We start from the raw sequence: 14,679 nt of genomic DNA on the forward strand, positions 1-14,679 counted from the left end.
GTCATACATGGCTTCTCAGTGGCGATCCCAGGGCGCCGCAGCCGGCGCCCGCCGTTGTTTACGCCCTTGCTCGGGCGCTGGTGTCCCGTTCTTCCAGCGCCGTCGCCCTTGCATATTCCGCCTGCATTTCCTCGAGCGCCATTTCCAGCGACTCTTCCTGCATCTTCAGTTCCTTGATCGAAACCTGCAGGTTGTCGGCCCGCTGACGCGCGGCCTTGGCGAAGGTCGGATACGCAAAGTGATTCGGATCTGAGATACCGGACTTCTTTTCCTCGACGACGATCTGGCTCTCCAGATCCTTCGTCATCCGTTCGAATTCGGACATCATCATCTGCAATTGCTGCAATTGACGTCGTTTTTCGTTCACCTGGAACTCTTTCAGGCGAACGAGACTCTCTCGCGACTTCATACGCATTACTCCCGTGATGCGAGACCCCGGCTCAACTTGAAACCGCCCTGCGCGCCGCTTTGACACGGTTTGCTAAAAAATTTCCTGCGATATTAACAAATACCTACCGCTGGTAACCTTTCGTTTACGGGCATCGTTAATGATAGGCCCGATGATTTAAGGGTCGGTAAATGCCGAGGCATGAAATTCGAACCTTTTCATTGGCGAGTCGGATGAATCACTTAGCGCTTTTTCCTAATGTAGGAGATGAGAAGTGCCATTTGAGATTCCTATTGGAAAACAGAGAAATGGAAAAAATATTTAATAAATTCGATACTCCTTGCCAGAGTGAATTAGAATTTGTTAACCATTTCGTGGCAGCTTCCAAATCACGTAGCGTGTTCGGTATCGTGTAGGGGGCCAGACCACCTTTCGGCGGCGGTAAAGGGGATAATTATGCGGGTACTTCTCATCGAGGATGATAGCGCTACGGCGCAGAGCATCGAGTTGATGCTGAAATCAGAAAGTTTTAATGTTTATACCACCGATCTCGGTGAAGAAGGCGTCGATCTGGGCAAGCTGTATGATTATGATATCATCCTTCTCGATCTGAACCTGCCCGACATGTCCGGATATGAAGTGCTTCGCACGCTCCGGCTGTCCAAGGTCAAGACACCGATTCTCATTCTGTCGGGCATGGCCGGCATCGAAGACAAGGTTCGTGGCCTCGGCTTCGGCGCCGACGACTACATGACCAAGCCCTTCCACAAGGACGAGCTCGTCGCCCGCATCCACGCCATCGTCCGCCGCTCCAAGGGCCACGCCCAGTCGGTCATCATGACCGGCGAACTGATCGTCAACCTCGATGCCAAGACTGTCGAAGTCGGCGGCCAGCGGGTCCACCTGACGGGCAAGGAATACCAGATGCTGGAGCTGCTTTCGCTCCGCAAGGGCACCACGCTCACCAAGGAAATGTTCCTGAACCACCTTTACGGCGGCATGGACGAGCCGGAACTGAAGATCATCGACGTCTTCATCTGCAAGCTCCGCAAGAAGCTTGCCAACGCTGCCGGCGGCGCCAACTACATTGAAACCGTCTGGGGCCGCGGCTACGTTCTGCGCGAGCCGGATGGTGCCGAATACGCCGAAACCGCCTGATTTTCCGATCCCCCTTATCGGATAACGAAGATCCCGCCCTTCCGGCGGGATTTTTCGTTTCTGCCTGCCAATGAAAAGCCGCCCGATAACGAGGGTCTGAGGCTGGATCAGCACTATAACGTCTCGATCAGGGAAACGGAGTGTCGGCGGCCGAACGTGCTTGCACGTTCGGCATCACGCTGCAGAGGAAGAGACTTGCCGTCAGGCGGCGATCGCGCGGTTTCCAAAGACGGCGGTCAGAATCTTGCGGTCGAACGGCTTCAGCAGGAAGTCGGTGGCGCCGGCCCGTTTGCCCGCCATCAGCTTCTTCAGATCTGCCTCGACGACGCAGTAATAGATCTTGACTTCCTTGCCACCGTCCATGGCGCGGATGGCGGCGATGAGGTCGAGGGCGCCTTCCATGCCGGAATCGACGATCAGATATTCCGGCAGCTCCGTCTGGCAGCGCTGTAGCGCCTCGCCGGCGTTGGAGGCCTCGCTGACGAGAAAATCGAGTTCGGAGAGAATGCGCTTGCCGACCTTGCGGACGATATCCGAATTATCGGTGATCATGAACCTTTGCATGGGCGCTCCTTTGCCCCTCGCATTCGTCGCAGCGAGAGGCCTCTTACAACCCTGGAGAATAGGTCCATCAGGCTAAGGAATCGTTACCGGACGGGCACGGACACCCGTCCCCGTGCGAAATCAGGCCGCTGCGGCCACCGCCGTGAACACCAGTTCTTCGGCGCTGGCGCTGTGATCAAGCGTCATTCCGCACTCCTGCGCCAGAAGGACGGTGTAATAGGGCTGGATCGAATGCGCGTCGATCGCTTCCTCGATTGCGCCGGTCGATATCTCGACGAATTTCGGCGGCAGGCGCATCAGCTTGCCTTTGGCCGTCAGCTTGAACCTGGCATCGAACTCGGGATTCTCAAGCGTTACCTCGAGCACGCCGCCGCGCGGAATTGCCGAATAGGCAACGAGGAAGAGGTTGAGCAGCAACTTGACGCGATTCTTGGCGACGATAGCGCGCGGCCCGTTCCAGATCACTTCGGTCTTCTTCTCGGCGATGGCGAAATCCTTGGCTGCGCGCTCGGCCTCGCCGGTGTCGATCGAGGCGCCGACAGAACCCGAAGCCCCAAAGGCGAGGCGTGCGAATTTCAGGCGAACCGAAGCATTGAGCGCGCTGGTGCGGATCAGATCCATCGCATCGGCGTCGGCACCACCCTCATCCAGGAGTTCCAGGCCGTTATTGATCGCACCGACCGGTGAGATGACATCGTGGCAAACGCGGCTGCAAAGAAGCGCGGCCAGATCCGGGCCGGCCAGGGTGAGATTAAGGTTCTTGGACATCATCGTCTCCTGAGGGGCGGCAAGTTCATCGCGCCCGCGAATATGCTTCATCAAAATTGCGCGAAGTTTGCGATCGTACTCGGTGCCATAATGACACCATATTTGGTAAACCGATTGTTAAGATCATCGGCGCAAAATGCACCAATCGCCGCGAGCGGTTGCCCGCTCCAGCCAAACGACGAACGGATGACACCATGCGCCCTCGATTTCCGCACCGATTGATCGGCTTCTGCAGGTTGCTTTCGGCCCTCGTCTTTTCCTCGCTGATGGTCGCCGGACCTGTCTCCGCCCAGGACAACGGCCAGTACACGATGCAGGAAATCGTCGATGCCGGCCACTCCTTCTTCGGCTCCGCCAGCGGCGGACTTGCCAAAGTCGTCGAGAGTGCCTTCCAGAAATACGGCCTCCCGAACGGCTACATCCTCGGACAGGAAGGCGGCGGCGCCTTCATCGCCGGCCTGACCTACGGCGAAGGCCAGCTGAACACCAAGAACGCCGGCGAACATAATCTCTATTGGCAGGGCCCTTCGCTCGGCCTCGACTATGGCGGCCAGGGCTCACGCGTGATGATGCTGGTCTACGACCTGCCCTCCGTCAACGGCATCTATGCCCGCTTCGGCGGCGTCAGCGGCTCGGCCTATGTGATCGCCGGCTTCGGTATGACGCTGCTCAAGAACAATGACGTGCTGGTCGTGCCGATCCGCACCGGCGTCGGCGCCCGACTGGGTGTCAATGTCGGCTATCTCAAGATTACCCAGGCGCCGACCTGGAACCCTTTCTGAGGCCGCAAAGCCGCTGGAAAGAGCCGCCGTCCGCATCGGCGGCCTTGCCCATATGCGTCATGCGTGCTTAATCATCGCGGCTGACCTCTTATCAACCTTCTTATCGATGGCCGCGCCGTGATCGAATATGCTCTCTTGTTCGGATTGGGCTTCCTGACCGCGGCCTTCCTCGTCTTTCTGGTCTCGCCCGCCGTTCACCGCCGTATCGTCTGGTATACCGAGAACCGCCTGAAGGCGACCATGCCGCTGAGCCCGCAGGAGGTTCGCGCCCAGAAGGATATGGTGCGCGCCCTCTATGCCGCCGAGAATGCCCGGACCACCCAGGACCTGCTGCGGGAGCGCGAAAAATCCCTGTCGCTCCAGCTTCGCCACGACGCGCTGGCCGTCGATGCCGGCAGACTTGCCGCCGAGATCGGCGAATTGCAGGCTCAGATCGGCGAAATGCATGTCGAGGCCGCCGAGCAGCGCTCGCATCTGCGCAAGGACGAGAATTATATCAGCCAGTTGAAGACCAATCTGCATATTGCCGAGCAATCCGCCGCCAACAAAGAGAGCGAACTGGCGACGATGCGGACGCGGCTGAGCAAGCTCGGTGAACAGACCGACGGGCTGCGGATCGATCTGGCCGCACGCGAAACCGAGGCGGAGAGCCTGAAATTCCGCGCCAACGCGCTGCGCGACGAACGAGACACGTTGCGCCAGGACGTCAACCTGCTGCAGAAGCGCGCCAAGGATGCCGAACAGAAACTGACGCAGCAGCAGCACATGGTCATCCGCCTGGAGGACAAGGCCGCCCGCGACAGCGCTTCCGCCGCCGAAAAGGAAACCCTGGTCGCTCGCCGCCAGCAGGAGATTGCCAAGTTGAAGGAGCAGTTGAAGGCCGCCAATGCCGAGATCCGCAAGGTTAACCGCGTGCTCCGCGACGCAGGCCTTGCCGGGACAGTCGCGGACTTGTCGGCGGAACCGTCGGCCGAAGACACGACGACATCCACGCTCGACCCCGCCATTGTCATGTCTGGGATCGGCGAGGATGTCCGCCAGCGCAGCGCCGCCCTTGCCGAGCGCCTCCAGAAGGCAAAGGCGGCAACCGGCCGCGATGACGCGATCCGCGAGGAGATCGCCTCGATCGCCGCCAACATGGTGGCGCTGACCGCACTCAACGAGGGTCCCTCCTCGCCGATCCGCACGCTTCTCGATGGTGTGGAAAAGAACCAGAACGATCGCGTGAGCCTTGCCGACAGAGCAGCAGCGATTATCGCCGATCCGCCGCGTGTCTGAAAAGACACGGCGCTCCGTCATTGACGTGTGCCATTTAGCGCATGTCGCCGGGAAGTGTGCGGCAGTTCCCGGACCCTAGATCCGCCCCATCGCCGACGCCATGGAAAACAGCCCGATCCCCGTTGCCGTCGCGGCATTGAGACTGTCGAGTTCCTCCGACTGCGGGATGCGCGCACTCTGAAAGCGCGCCAGCAGCTCCTCCGGCAATCCCTCCCCTTCCGTGCCGACGACAAGCGCCATACGTGGCGAGGCCGGAATGGCGCGGATATCGGTCGTGCCGTGCGGCGAAAGCGTCCAGATGGCAAAGCCGCGTTCGGCCAGCGAAAGCAGGACATCCAGTGCCTTGCCGCCACGCCGGTGCGGAACGCTCAGCACCGAACCGACCGAGACACGCAGCGCCTTGCGATAGAGCGGGTCACAGCAGGTTTCGTCGAAGAGCACCGCATCCGCCCGGAAGGCGGCCGCATTGCGGAACATCGAGCCGGCATTGTCATGATTGGAAATGCCGCAGCCGACGAGCACCAGCGCCCGTTCCGGCAGCGCGTCGAGAAGGGCAGCCTCCGCGCGATCCTCCCGCCGGCCGAGCGCCAGAACGCCGCGATGCATGTGAAAGCCGACGACACCATCCAGCACACCGGCCTCGGCGACATAGACCGGCACATCGGCCGGCAACCGCTCGAGGATCGCCAGCACGCCGTCGACGCGATTGCGCAGCAGCAGGATCTTCTCGGCAAAGAAGCCGCGGCCTGCCGCATGCGCCTCGGCGAGCATGCGCAGCACGACGGTGCCTTCGGCGATGAAGCGGTTTTCCCGGCCCGTCAGATCGCGCTCGCGGATACTACGGAATTCGGCGATGCGCGGATCGTCGGCGCTGTCGATGGCGATCGGGACGGCGGCCATGCCGGCCTCAATTGCCCGAGACGCTGATATCGGCGACGGTCCGGCCGGTGCTGAGGTCGAAGACCAGCGCCTTGCTCTTGCCTTCGGCCGTTTCGCCGTAAAACAGGATCTGCCCTGCCGAAAACGAGGTGGACTGCACCTTGAAGCCGAGCGGCAGGGAAACCGTCCCCCCAAGCGGCGCATCCGAGGGCACGCCGGTGGCGGAAACACTCGCCGCCGTCTGCTTCGGTTCGCTGCGCATCGTCTTATAGACAACCGCGCCGAAGACCGCCATAAGGCTCACGAACATGATGGCGCCGGAAACGATCTGCAGGCGGACCATCTTGCGCCGGACACTTTCCATCGCCGGATCAAGGGGCTTCTCTTCATGGTCGTCTGGCTCGATTGCTGTCATCTGTGCGTCCCGTTCTTAAAAAATACGTCGGAGAAGAAGCGTCTTGAGCGACCCCTTTAAACAAGCAGCCGGCAATAGAAAAGTCCTGACCGCCGATGAAACTGCCGAAGGCCGGCTCGACGCCTGGCTGACGGCGCAGGTCGGCGAGGAATTTTCGCGCAGCCGCATCAAGGCGCTGATCAAGGACGGCCAGGTTTTTCTACGCGGCGAACCCGTCACCGATCCGCAGCGCAAGGTGCGCAACGGCGACAGTTTCGAGATCACCCTGCCCGAGCCGGAAGACCCGACGCCGCTGGGCGAGGACATCCCGCTCGATATCCTCCATGAGGACGAAGACCTCATCGTCATCTCCAAGCCTTGCGGTCTCGTCGTCCATCCCGGATCCGGTAATTGGACAGGAACGCTGGTCAACGCGCTGATCCATCATTGCGGCGATACGCTCTCCGGCATCGGCGGCGTGCGCCGCCCCGGCATCGTCCATCGTCTCGACAAGGACACCACAGGCGTCATGGTCGTCGCCAAGAACGACATTGCCCACCGCCACCTCTCGCTCCAATTTGCCGATCATGGCCGCACCATGCCGCTGGAGCGGGCCTATCAGGCGGTTGTCTGGGGGCGGCCGCGGTCGCTGACCGGCACGGTCGACGCGCCGCTCGGCCGCGCCACCGGCGATCGCACGCGTCGCGCCGTCAAGCGGCCCGACAGCCATGACGCCGACGAGGCGATCACCCATTACGAGGTGATCGAGCGCTTCCAGGAGAACCCCGACGCAACCGCACTTGCCTCGCTGGTCGAGTGCCACCTCGAAACCGGCCGCACCCATCAGATCCGTGTGCATATGGCCCATATCGGCCATCCGCTGCTCGGCGACACGGTCTACGGCGCCGGCTTCAAGACCAAGGCCAATCGCCTGCCCGAAGAAATCCGCAAGGTCGTCAACGGTTTCAACCGCCAGGCGCTGCACGCCTTCATGCTGCAGTTCGAGCATCCCCGCACGGGCGAAATCATGCATTTCGAGGTGCCGCTACCCGAAGATATGGTGGAACTGGTCGAGGCGTTGCGGGGGTAGAGGCGCCGTCTCCGCCCCTCTCACAGCTGCGTGAGCAGCACCTTGAACCGCCGTTTCGCCACACTTATCTGTATATTGACTTAGTGCGGGCTCGCAGTAGAGCCGCACGTCCCGGTTTGCCATTTTTAACGCGAGGACGCGTTGCCAACGGGAACCGGAATTCACTTTAGGAGGGTGCACTATGGCCCGAAATACCTTGCCGTCCATTACCGCCGGCGAAGCCGGTCTCAATCGTTACCTCGACGAAATCCGCAAGTTTCCGATGCTCGAGCCGCAACAAGAATACATGCTTGCCAAGCGTTATGCCGAGCATGGCGATCGCGACGCCGCCCATAAGCTCGTCACCAGCCATCTTCGCCTCGTTGCAAAGATCGCCATGGGGTATCGCGGCTACGGCCTGCCCATCGGCGAAGTCGTCTCCGAGGGCAATGTCGGCCTGATGCAGGCTGTCAAGAAGTTCGATGCCGAGCGCGGCTTCCGCCTTGCCACCTATGCCATGTGGTGGATCAAGGCCTCGATCCAGGAATATATCCTGCGCTCTTGGTCGCTGGTGAAAATGGGCACGACCGCCAATCAGAAGCGCCTGTTCTTCAACCTGCGCCGACTGAAAGGCCGCATCCAGGCGATCGATGACGGCGACCTGAAGCCGGAGCACGTCTCCGAAATCGCCACCAAGCTGAACGTTTCGGAGGAGGAGGTCATTTCGATGAACCGCCGCCTCTCCGGCGACGCCTCGCTGAACGCGCCGATCAAGGCGGCCGAAGGCGACAGCGGCCAATGGCAGGATTGGCTGGTGGACGACCATGACAGCCAGGAAGACGTGCTGATCGAGCAGGACGAGCTCGACACCCGTCGGCGCATGCTGGCGAAAGCGATGAGCGTGCTGAACGAGCGCGAGCGCCGTATCTTCGAGGCTCGCCGCCTCGCCGAGGATCCGGTGACCTTGGAAGACCTGTCGACGGAATTCGACATCAGCCGCGAACGCGTCCGCCAGATCGAGGTCCGCGCTTTCGAAAAAGTGCAGGACGCTGTCCGCAAGGAAGCCCAGGAACGCGCGAAGGCCGTCCGCGTCGTCGAAGCCACGGCCTGATAGGACTGAACTTTAAGAATTTGAACGCCATCTCCCTACAAGGGAGGTGGCGTTTTTGTGTCTAAGTGGATGCATAGGGAGGAAGCGAGACGTTGCCACGATTCCCCTTCTCCCCGGCGGGGGTGCGAAGGACGGGTCGAGACGCGTGGCTCGACCCCGGCGGATGCCGGCAGGCAGATGAGGGGGTGAGCAGCAACGCCGCGAATGCGCTGAGCGCAAGCGAAGGGCAATATGAACGGCGTGCCGTGCGGCCCCCTCATCCGACCCCCGCGGGGAGAAGAGGGAGCCAAGCCGCTTGCCCGGAGGAATCGGATGCCGCCGCATATTTTTCTCCCAACCGGCAAAGGGTGGCGGCAGGTAGAGGAGCACAAGCAAAGGGCAATGAAATACCCCTCACCGCCCGCGAAACACCTCACTGGCTCGTCGACACATCCCCGAGCGCGGTCCATTCCTTGATCGCGGCATTGAAGGCATCCGTTCCCGTATTGCCCTTTTCCATCGTCAGCAGCGCGCGACGGCCGTTGCGGTAGGTGACGGGGATATCGATCCAGCTGCGGGTCGACATCAGGTCGAGATTGGCCTTGCGCGCATCGGGATAGTCGTTGAGCGCGATCATGTGGAAATCGTCGGTGATCTTGGCCGGAACCGCGATCAGCGCGTCGCCGCGGTCCTGCTCGGTGCGCTTCATCGAAATGCGCTGGACGCTGTCGATGCTGCCGCCTTCGAAATTCGGCGGCAGCGAGAAGACGATCTCGACGAGATGGCTTGCCGGCAGCGACGGATCGGAATTGCGCTTGAAGGTAACGAGTGCCGAGAGATTGCGCTCCGGCACGGTGATGTTGCCCTGCACCGTCGCCTCCTGCCGGCCACCCTGACCGGCCTCGTGCTGCACGCTCCAGACGACCGATCCCTCGATCGCCGTCGGCGAGCTTTGGCCGATACGCTCTTCATAGAGGAACATCTTCTGCGACGAGCCGACGGGGGCGGTCTGCTGAGGCGAAGCCACCGGGCCGTTCGGCGTCGGCGTTTCGGTCGGGGCAACATCGCCCTGCGCGGTCGCAGGCGGCGTATCCGCTGCCGCGACATTCTGTTCGGCGACCGATTTTCCTTCCGCAGTCAGCGTTCCCGGCGCCGTCGCCGGGCCGCTGTCGACCTCGGTCCCATCCGTCAGCAGCCGCTGGGTGAATTTCGAATTGGCCGCGGCGCCGTCATTGTTCATGGACGCGACCTGCGGGTTCGGGTTCGGCTGCGCCGGTGCCGCGGGCGTATTCTGTGCTCCCGGCGTGGTCGGCTGGGCCGGGGTCGCCGCGTCCGGCTCGGCGGGCGTCACGGGACCGGCAGGCGGCGTCGCCGCCTCGTTCCTGGTCGCCTGCGACGGTGCCGAACTGACGAGACCGTCGACCATCGCCACCAGCGCTTCTCTATTCATCCAGCCGGCATAGGCGCCGCCACCGATCAAGATGAGCGCGAAGATGAGTGTGATCACGGTGCCGATGCCGAAGCGGCGGCGCTTCGGCTCCATCCGGAAATTCTTGCCGTGCAGCTTGGAAGCGACCATCTGATCGATATCCATCGCCGGATTGGCGTCATCGTCGTCAGCCGCGACCGAGCCGCGGCGGTCGTAGCCGCGCAGCGCCTTCGCCTCGCGCCAGTCCTCGCTCGGCGCGCCGCCGGCAGCCGCCGGCTTGCCGTTATGCACTTCCGCGAAAATATCGACATCGTCGAAATGCGAGGCGACCGGCGTCTTCTTGTTGTTGCCGGCCTCGATCGGCGGCAGATCGTCGAAGACCGCGGTCTCCCAGGAGAAGCTTTCCTTGGCCGTCGGCATGACGGCCGCGGGTGCCGCTTTTTCGAGGCTCGAGATAACCTCCTCGAAGGCCCGCGCCGAAGTATCCGGAGTGGTCGGCGCCGCCTGCGAATACTGCCGGAGCTCCTCTTCGGCCCATTCGGTCTCCGCATCCTTCGGCGCCGGAGCCGGCGTTTCGGCGGCGGGTTCGGCCCAGACGGGATCGAAATGGGCCGCCGCATCAGCCTGCAGCGGCTCCTCGCGGCTGTGCTCGACGAATTCCTGCGGACGATCGAAATTTGCGACCGGCTCCACCAGCCGGTTGGAAGCATGCTCTATGCCACGGGCGACGGGCTGCAGCGGCGCGACAGGTTCGTAAACCTCCTCGGCCTCCGGTTCCTCGCTTTCCACCACCGGCGGCTCGGCCGCGGTCTCTTCCGCGGGATGCTGGTCAGCATGATATTCGTCGGCTTCGTCGTTGCGATGCCCGGCAGGCTGCTGCCAGCGCTCATTATCTGCAGGCCAAGCCTCGGCAGCGATGTCGCCTCGCGCGCCGGAATGCCATTCCTCGGCCGGCCCTTCCTCTTCATGCGAGGGATGCCAGTATGTTTCGGCAGGAGCCGGTGTCTCTGCCGGCGCGGGAGCGGTGACTTCGGCCGCAACGGACGTGGGGAGGCTGGGTGCTTCCTCGGAGAGAGGCTCCTCGTCCGCGGGCTCTTCCCGGGGCTCGTGCGGCGCGACAGCTTCTACGTGATCCGGCTCGCCGGCGGCCTCAACCGCCTGCGGCTCCGCAGAGGCTTCGTCAACCGGCTCTTCGACGACCGTCTCCGTTGCAGGCGCCGGTTCGCCTTCCTCGTGAACCCGTTGTTCTTCGGCGAATTCCGGCGCGGCGACTTCGGCAACCGGCTCATCGAGCGGCAGCGCCTCGGAGTGTTCACCTTCCACTTCGCGGATGGCGGCTTCGAGCTTCTCGAGCTGGCGTTGCAGCATGGTTTCCGGCGGACGCGGCTTCATGTTCTCGAGCTGCCGCTGCACCGCGCCGCGAGCACGTTCGTAGACTTTCACCCGCATCTCGGGGGTATTTTCAGCCAGGCCGTCAACGGCTCGCCGAATAACTGCAATAAAATCCGCCATCAGTACTTTCTCAAGAAGTCCGGTACCCGACCGAACTATCCTCTACAGTGACCCGCGAGCTTAATCCTCAAACGGATCGGTCACAAGTATCGTGTCATCCCGCTCCGGGCTGGTGGAAAGGAGCGCGACAGGCGCCCCGATCAGTTCCTCGACCTGGCGAACATATTTGATTGCCTGCGCCGGCAGGTCAGCCCAACTGCGCGCGCCGACGGTCGATTCCTTCCAGCCTTCCAGCGTGATATAGACCGGTTCGACTCTAGCTTGCGCTCCCTGGCTTGCGGGAAGATGATCAATCTGTTCGCCGTCGAGCATATAGCCGACGCAGATCTTCAATTCCTCGAGGCCGTCGAGCACGTCGAGCTTGGTGAGCGCGATGCCCGTGATGCCGTTGGTGGCGATCGACTGGCGCACGAGAGCGGCATCGAACCAGCCGCAGCGCCGCTTGCGCCCCGTCACCACGCCGAATTCATGGCCTTTTTCGCCAAGGAACTCGCCGATCGCGTCCTTCAGCTCGGTCGGGAACGGGCCTTCGCCGACGCGTGTCGTATAGGCCTTGGTGATGCCGAGAATATAACCGAGCGAGCCCGGCCCCATGCCGGAACCGGCCGCGGCCTGACCGGCCACGGTGTTCGACGATGTCACGAAAGGATAGGTGCCGTGGTCGATGTCGAGCAGGCTGCCCTGCGCGCCTTCGAAAAGGATGCGGGAGCCCTTGCGGCGCTCCTTGTCGAGGAAGAGCCAGACGGTGTCACGGAACGGCAGCACCCGATCGGCGATCGAGGTCAGTTCGTCCATGATCGTCTGGTGGCTGACTTCGGCGACACCGAGGCCGCGGCGAAGCGCATTGTGATGCGTCAGAATACGGTCGACCTTGCCGGCAAGGCTGTCGAGATCGGCAAGATCCATCACCCGGATGGCGCGGCGGCCGACCTTGTCTTCATAGGCCGGACCAATGCCGCGGCGTGTCGTGCCGATCTTGGTGCCGCTGTTCGACGCCGCATCCTCGCGCATCGCGTCGAGTTCGCGGTGCAGCGACAGAATGAGCGTCGCATTGTCGGCGATACGCAGATTCTCAGGCGTCACCGTCACGCCCTGGGCCTCCAGCCGGCCGATCTCGGCGATCAGCGCATGCGGATCGACGACGACGCCGTTGCCGATCACCGCCATTTTGCCCGGGCGCACGACGCCGGACGGCAGCAGCGACAGCTTGTAGCTCGTACCGTCGATGACGAGCGTATGGCCGGCATTATGTCCGCCCTGATAGCGCACAACGATATCCGCGCGCTCCGAAAGCCAGTCGACAATCTTGCCCTTGCCTTCGTCACCCCATTGCGAACCGACCACGACTACGTTCGTCATCCAACTCTTCCTGTTACCGGCGGAAAACCGCGCACCTGCTCAAACCCGCGCATCTATAAAGCTTTGTTTTTGGGAAAGCGACCCTGTTGTCACAGGTGATTGGGCTTTTTACGTGACAAATCAGCAGTCGGCAGGCTATTGCCCGTCACAAAACGCCGTTCGGCGGTCGCGGAAAGACGGGAAAAGCGCTCTTGCAAGCCACGGCCTACATCTGCCTCGTTATCGCCACCCTCTGCTGGGGCGGCAACTCCGTCGCCGGCAAGCTCGCAGTCGGCCATATCAGCCCGATGATGCTGACCTTCCTGCGCTGGTTCATCGCCGTGGCGCTGATCGCGCTGATCTCGGTGCCGCAGCTCAAAAGAGACTGGCCGGTGGCCCGGAAGAACCTGCCGCTGCTCTTCTTCTATGGCGTCATCGGCTACACGCTTTTCAACGCCATGCTTTATTCGGCCGTGCAATATACGACGGCGATCAATGTCGCCATCGAGCAGGCCGGCATACCGATGCTGATCTTCCTGTTGAATTTCATGTTCTTCCGCACCGGCATTTCGCTGGCGCAATGTCTGGGCTTCGGCTTGACGCTGATCGGCGTCGCGCTGACCGCCGCTCACGGCGACCTGACAACACTGCTGCAATTGAGCCTGAACCGCGGCGACGGGCTGATGCTGATCGCCATTGCCGCCTATTCGGTCTATACGATCTTCCTGCGCTGGAAGCCGCCCGTCGACTGGCGCACGCTGATGGCCTTCCCCGCACTCGGCGCCATGCTGACCTCGGTGCCGTTGCTGCTTTGGGAGGCTGGCCGCGGTGCGGCGCAATGGCCGGATCAGGCCGGCTGGGTCATCACTTTCTACACGGCGACCTTCCCGTCGCTGCTGGCGCAGATCCTCTATATCAAGGGTGTCGAGGCGATCGGCGCCAACCGGGCCGGCCTGTTCATCAATCTCGTGCCGGTGTTTGGAACCCTGCTCTCCGTCGCCCTGATCGGCGAGCAGCTGCAGTTCTTCCACATGATCGCACTGGCACTGACCTTGGGCGGTATCGCCATCGCCGAAAAAGGCCGGCCGAAAGCTTCGGCTCCGACCGTTCCGGCCTCACCTGCGGATTAACGCATTGTGCTAACCAAGCTCCAGGGTCGTGACGCCGAAGACGTGCTTCAGCGGAGTGGCCGGCGCCGGCCCGCGATACATGCGTGTTGTCTCGAACACCGGTTGAAGCCCGAGGCCTTCGGCAAGTGCCACCGCCTCATGGTTCTCCGCGGGCACATCGATGAAGAGGCCAGCCCCTTTCGCCTCGGGGATCAATTCGGCAAGCAGTGCTGCGGCGCTGTCGGCATCATTGGCAAAGAGCGGCCCGATCTTGTAACCCTCGTAGCAGCGGCGGATCGTGCCGTAACCGCGGATCTTGCCGCTCTTGCGCACCACCGCCGAGCGGCGGCCCTTGCGAGCGGTGCACCAGGCGGCAAGGAAGCCATCCCGCGGCTGCGGAAAGATCGCTGAATCAAAACGCTGCAGGCCTTCGAGGCGCGAATCCATGACCGGGTGCGCGGCAAGCGCCGAGACCGGCAGGGTGGTGGCGACGCCGCCGTAGCGAATGGTGGAATAGGCGGGTTCGAAGCCAGCCTTGCGGTAGTTGTCCTGCTGTGCGGCGACGCCGTCGAGGCCGATCGTGCGGTGCCCCGCGCTTGATATGCCCGTCTCCCAGATCGCCTTGCCGTAACCCTTGCCGCGGAAATCGGGATGGACGATGTAGAGGCCCAGGAAGGCGAAACTCTCGCCGTATTTGACGACGGAGATCGATCCGACGGGGACTTCACCGATAGCGCCGACGAAAAATCCCGAGGGATCGGCCTCGAGGAATGCAAGCGAATCGTCGAGACCGGGGTTCCAGCCCTCCTGACGCGCCCATTCGAGCACGAGTTCCAGTTCGCCGGGCCGCATCGAACGAACGGCAAATTCCGAATTCATGCGACTTTCCCAGATTGAATGTCCCGCAAGTCCATCCCGGCA

Annotated in this window: 14 protein-coding genes; 6 read left to right on the forward strand and 8 right to left on the reverse strand. The window is 62.3% G+C overall.

All coding sequences use genetic code 11. The annotated features are described in order from the left end of the window. Positions 1–58: 58 nt before the first annotated feature. A complete protein-coding gene (locus tag AMK05_RS17525; RefSeq protein WP_003566024.1) occupies positions 59–409 on the reverse strand; it encodes a hypothetical protein in 351 nt (116 codons plus the stop codon). Between the two features lie 435 nt (positions 410–844). Between AMK05_RS17525 and ctrA the strand changes: the two genes are divergently transcribed. Next, a complete protein-coding gene (gene ctrA / locus AMK05_RS17530) occupies positions 845–1,546 on the forward strand; it encodes a response regulator transcription factor CtrA (RefSeq protein ID WP_003542362.1) in 702 nt (233 codons plus the stop codon). A gap of 201 nt (positions 1,547–1,747) precedes the next feature. Here the strand turns inward: ctrA and AMK05_RS17535 are convergent, their stop codons facing one another. After that, positions 1,748–2,110, reverse strand: coding sequence for a response regulator (locus tag AMK05_RS17535; protein ID WP_003566026.1), 363 nt, complete (start codon positions 2,108–2,110; stop codon positions 1,748–1,750). Positions 2,111–2,230: 120 nt separating this feature from the next. Then, positions 2,231–2,878 (reverse strand): histidine phosphotransferase ChpT, encoded by a 648-nt coding sequence (gene chpT, locus AMK05_RS17540; protein WP_064841427.1) that lies wholly within the window; start codon positions 2,876–2,878, stop codon positions 2,231–2,233. Between the two features lie 194 nt (positions 2,879–3,072). On the opposite strand from chpT, the gene AMK05_RS17545 reads away from it, so the two are divergent. Beyond that, the gene (locus AMK05_RS17545) at positions 3,073–3,660 is read left to right on the forward strand and encodes a DUF1134 domain-containing protein (protein ID WP_064840428.1); all 588 of its coding nucleotides are present in this window, start codon (positions 3,073–3,075) and stop codon (positions 3,658–3,660) included. A 117-nt stretch (positions 3,661–3,777) separates the two neighbouring features. Continuing rightward, entirely contained in the window at positions 3,778–4,938 is a 1,161-nt protein-coding gene (locus AMK05_RS17550; RefSeq protein WP_064840429.1) for a hypothetical protein, read from the forward strand. Positions 4,939–5,013: 75 nt separating this feature from the next. On the opposite strand, the gene AMK05_RS17555 is transcribed toward AMK05_RS17550, so the two are convergent. Next, entirely contained in the window at positions 5,014–5,838 is an 825-nt protein-coding gene (locus AMK05_RS17555) for a TrmH family RNA methyltransferase (protein WP_064840430.1), read from the reverse strand. A 7-nt stretch (positions 5,839–5,845) separates the two neighbouring features. Beyond that, on the reverse strand, positions 5,846–6,232 hold the full coding sequence (locus tag AMK05_RS17560) for a hypothetical protein (protein ID WP_064840431.1): 387 nt from the start codon (positions 6,230–6,232) through the stop codon (positions 5,846–5,848). Positions 6,233–6,275: 43 nt separating this feature from the next. Here AMK05_RS17560 and AMK05_RS17565 point away from each other — a divergent pair, with 43 nt between their 5' ends. Next, positions 6,276–7,301 (forward strand): RluA family pseudouridine synthase, encoded by a 1,026-nt coding sequence (locus tag AMK05_RS17565; RefSeq protein ID WP_064840432.1) that lies wholly within the window; start codon positions 6,276–6,278, stop codon positions 7,299–7,301. Between the two features lie 181 nt (positions 7,302–7,482). After that, on the forward strand, positions 7,483–8,391 hold the full coding sequence (gene rpoH, locus AMK05_RS17570; protein ID WP_049731684.1) for an RNA polymerase sigma factor RpoH: 909 nt from the start codon (positions 7,483–7,485) through the stop codon (positions 8,389–8,391). 412 nt (positions 8,392–8,803) lie between these two features. Here the strand turns inward: rpoH and AMK05_RS17575 are convergent, their stop codons facing one another. Then, the gene (locus AMK05_RS17575) at positions 8,804–11,311 is read right to left on the reverse strand and encodes a hypothetical protein (protein WP_064840433.1); all 2,508 of its coding nucleotides are present in this window, start codon (positions 11,309–11,311) and stop codon (positions 8,804–8,806) included. A gap of 60 nt (positions 11,312–11,371) precedes the next feature. Next, on the reverse strand, positions 11,372–12,670 hold the full coding sequence (locus tag AMK05_RS17580) for an adenylosuccinate synthase (RefSeq protein WP_003566044.1): 1,299 nt from the start codon (positions 12,668–12,670) through the stop codon (positions 11,372–11,374). A gap of 191 nt (positions 12,671–12,861) precedes the next feature. Between AMK05_RS17580 and AMK05_RS17585 the strand changes: the two genes are divergently transcribed. Continuing rightward, entirely contained in the window at positions 12,862–13,779 is a 918-nt protein-coding gene (locus AMK05_RS17585) for a DMT family transporter (RefSeq protein ID WP_064840434.1), read from the forward strand. Positions 13,780–13,788: 9 nt separating this feature from the next. Here the strand turns inward: AMK05_RS17585 and AMK05_RS17590 are convergent, their stop codons facing one another. Next, on the reverse strand, positions 13,789–14,637 hold the full coding sequence (locus AMK05_RS17590; protein ID WP_064840435.1) for a GNAT family N-acetyltransferase: 849 nt from the start codon (positions 14,635–14,637) through the stop codon (positions 13,789–13,791). Positions 14,638–14,679: the final 42 nt, after the last annotated feature.

It is taken from the genome of Rhizobium sp. N324, assembly GCF_001664485.1.
Taxonomy (GTDB): domain Bacteria; phylum Pseudomonadota; class Alphaproteobacteria; order Rhizobiales; family Rhizobiaceae; genus Rhizobium.

What these genes read in the sequence shown, in the direction of transcription:
- AMK05_RS17525 (WP_003566024.1), bottom strand. Translation starts at nt 409, where the DNA reads ATGAAGTCGCGAGAGAGTCTCGTTCGCCTGAAAGAGTTCCAGGTGAAC.
- ctrA (WP_003542362.1), top strand. Translation starts at nt 845, where the DNA reads ATGCGGGTACTTCTCATCGAGGATGATAGCGCTACGGCGCAGAGCATC.
- AMK05_RS17535 (WP_003566026.1), bottom strand. Translation starts at nt 2,110, where the DNA reads ATGCAAAGGTTCATGATCACCGATAATTCGGATATCGTCCGCAAGGTC.
- chpT (WP_064841427.1), bottom strand. Translation starts at nt 2,878, where the DNA reads ATGTCCAAGAACCTTAATCTCACCCTGGCCGGCCCGGATCTGGCCGCG.
- AMK05_RS17545 (WP_064840428.1), top strand. Translation starts at nt 3,073, where the DNA reads ATGCGCCCTCGATTTCCGCACCGATTGATCGGCTTCTGCAGGTTGCTT.
- AMK05_RS17555 (WP_064840430.1), bottom strand. Translation starts at nt 5,838, where the DNA reads ATGGCCGCCGTCCCGATCGCCATCGACAGCGCCGACGATCCGCGCATC.
- AMK05_RS17560 (WP_064840431.1), bottom strand. Translation starts at nt 6,232, where the DNA reads ATGACAGCAATCGAGCCAGACGACCATGAAGAGAAGCCCCTTGATCCG.
- rpoH (WP_049731684.1), top strand. Translation starts at nt 7,483, where the DNA reads ATGGCCCGAAATACCTTGCCGTCCATTACCGCCGGCGAAGCCGGTCTC.
- AMK05_RS17575 (WP_064840433.1), bottom strand. Translation starts at nt 11,311, where the DNA reads ATGGCGGATTTTATTGCAGTTATTCGGCGAGCCGTTGACGGCCTGGCT.
- AMK05_RS17580 (WP_003566044.1), bottom strand. Translation starts at nt 12,670, where the DNA reads ATGACGAACGTAGTCGTGGTCGGTTCGCAATGGGGTGACGAAGGCAAG.
- AMK05_RS17590 (WP_064840435.1), bottom strand. Translation starts at nt 14,637, where the DNA reads ATGAATTCGGAATTTGCCGTTCGTTCGATGCGGCCCGGCGAACTGGAA.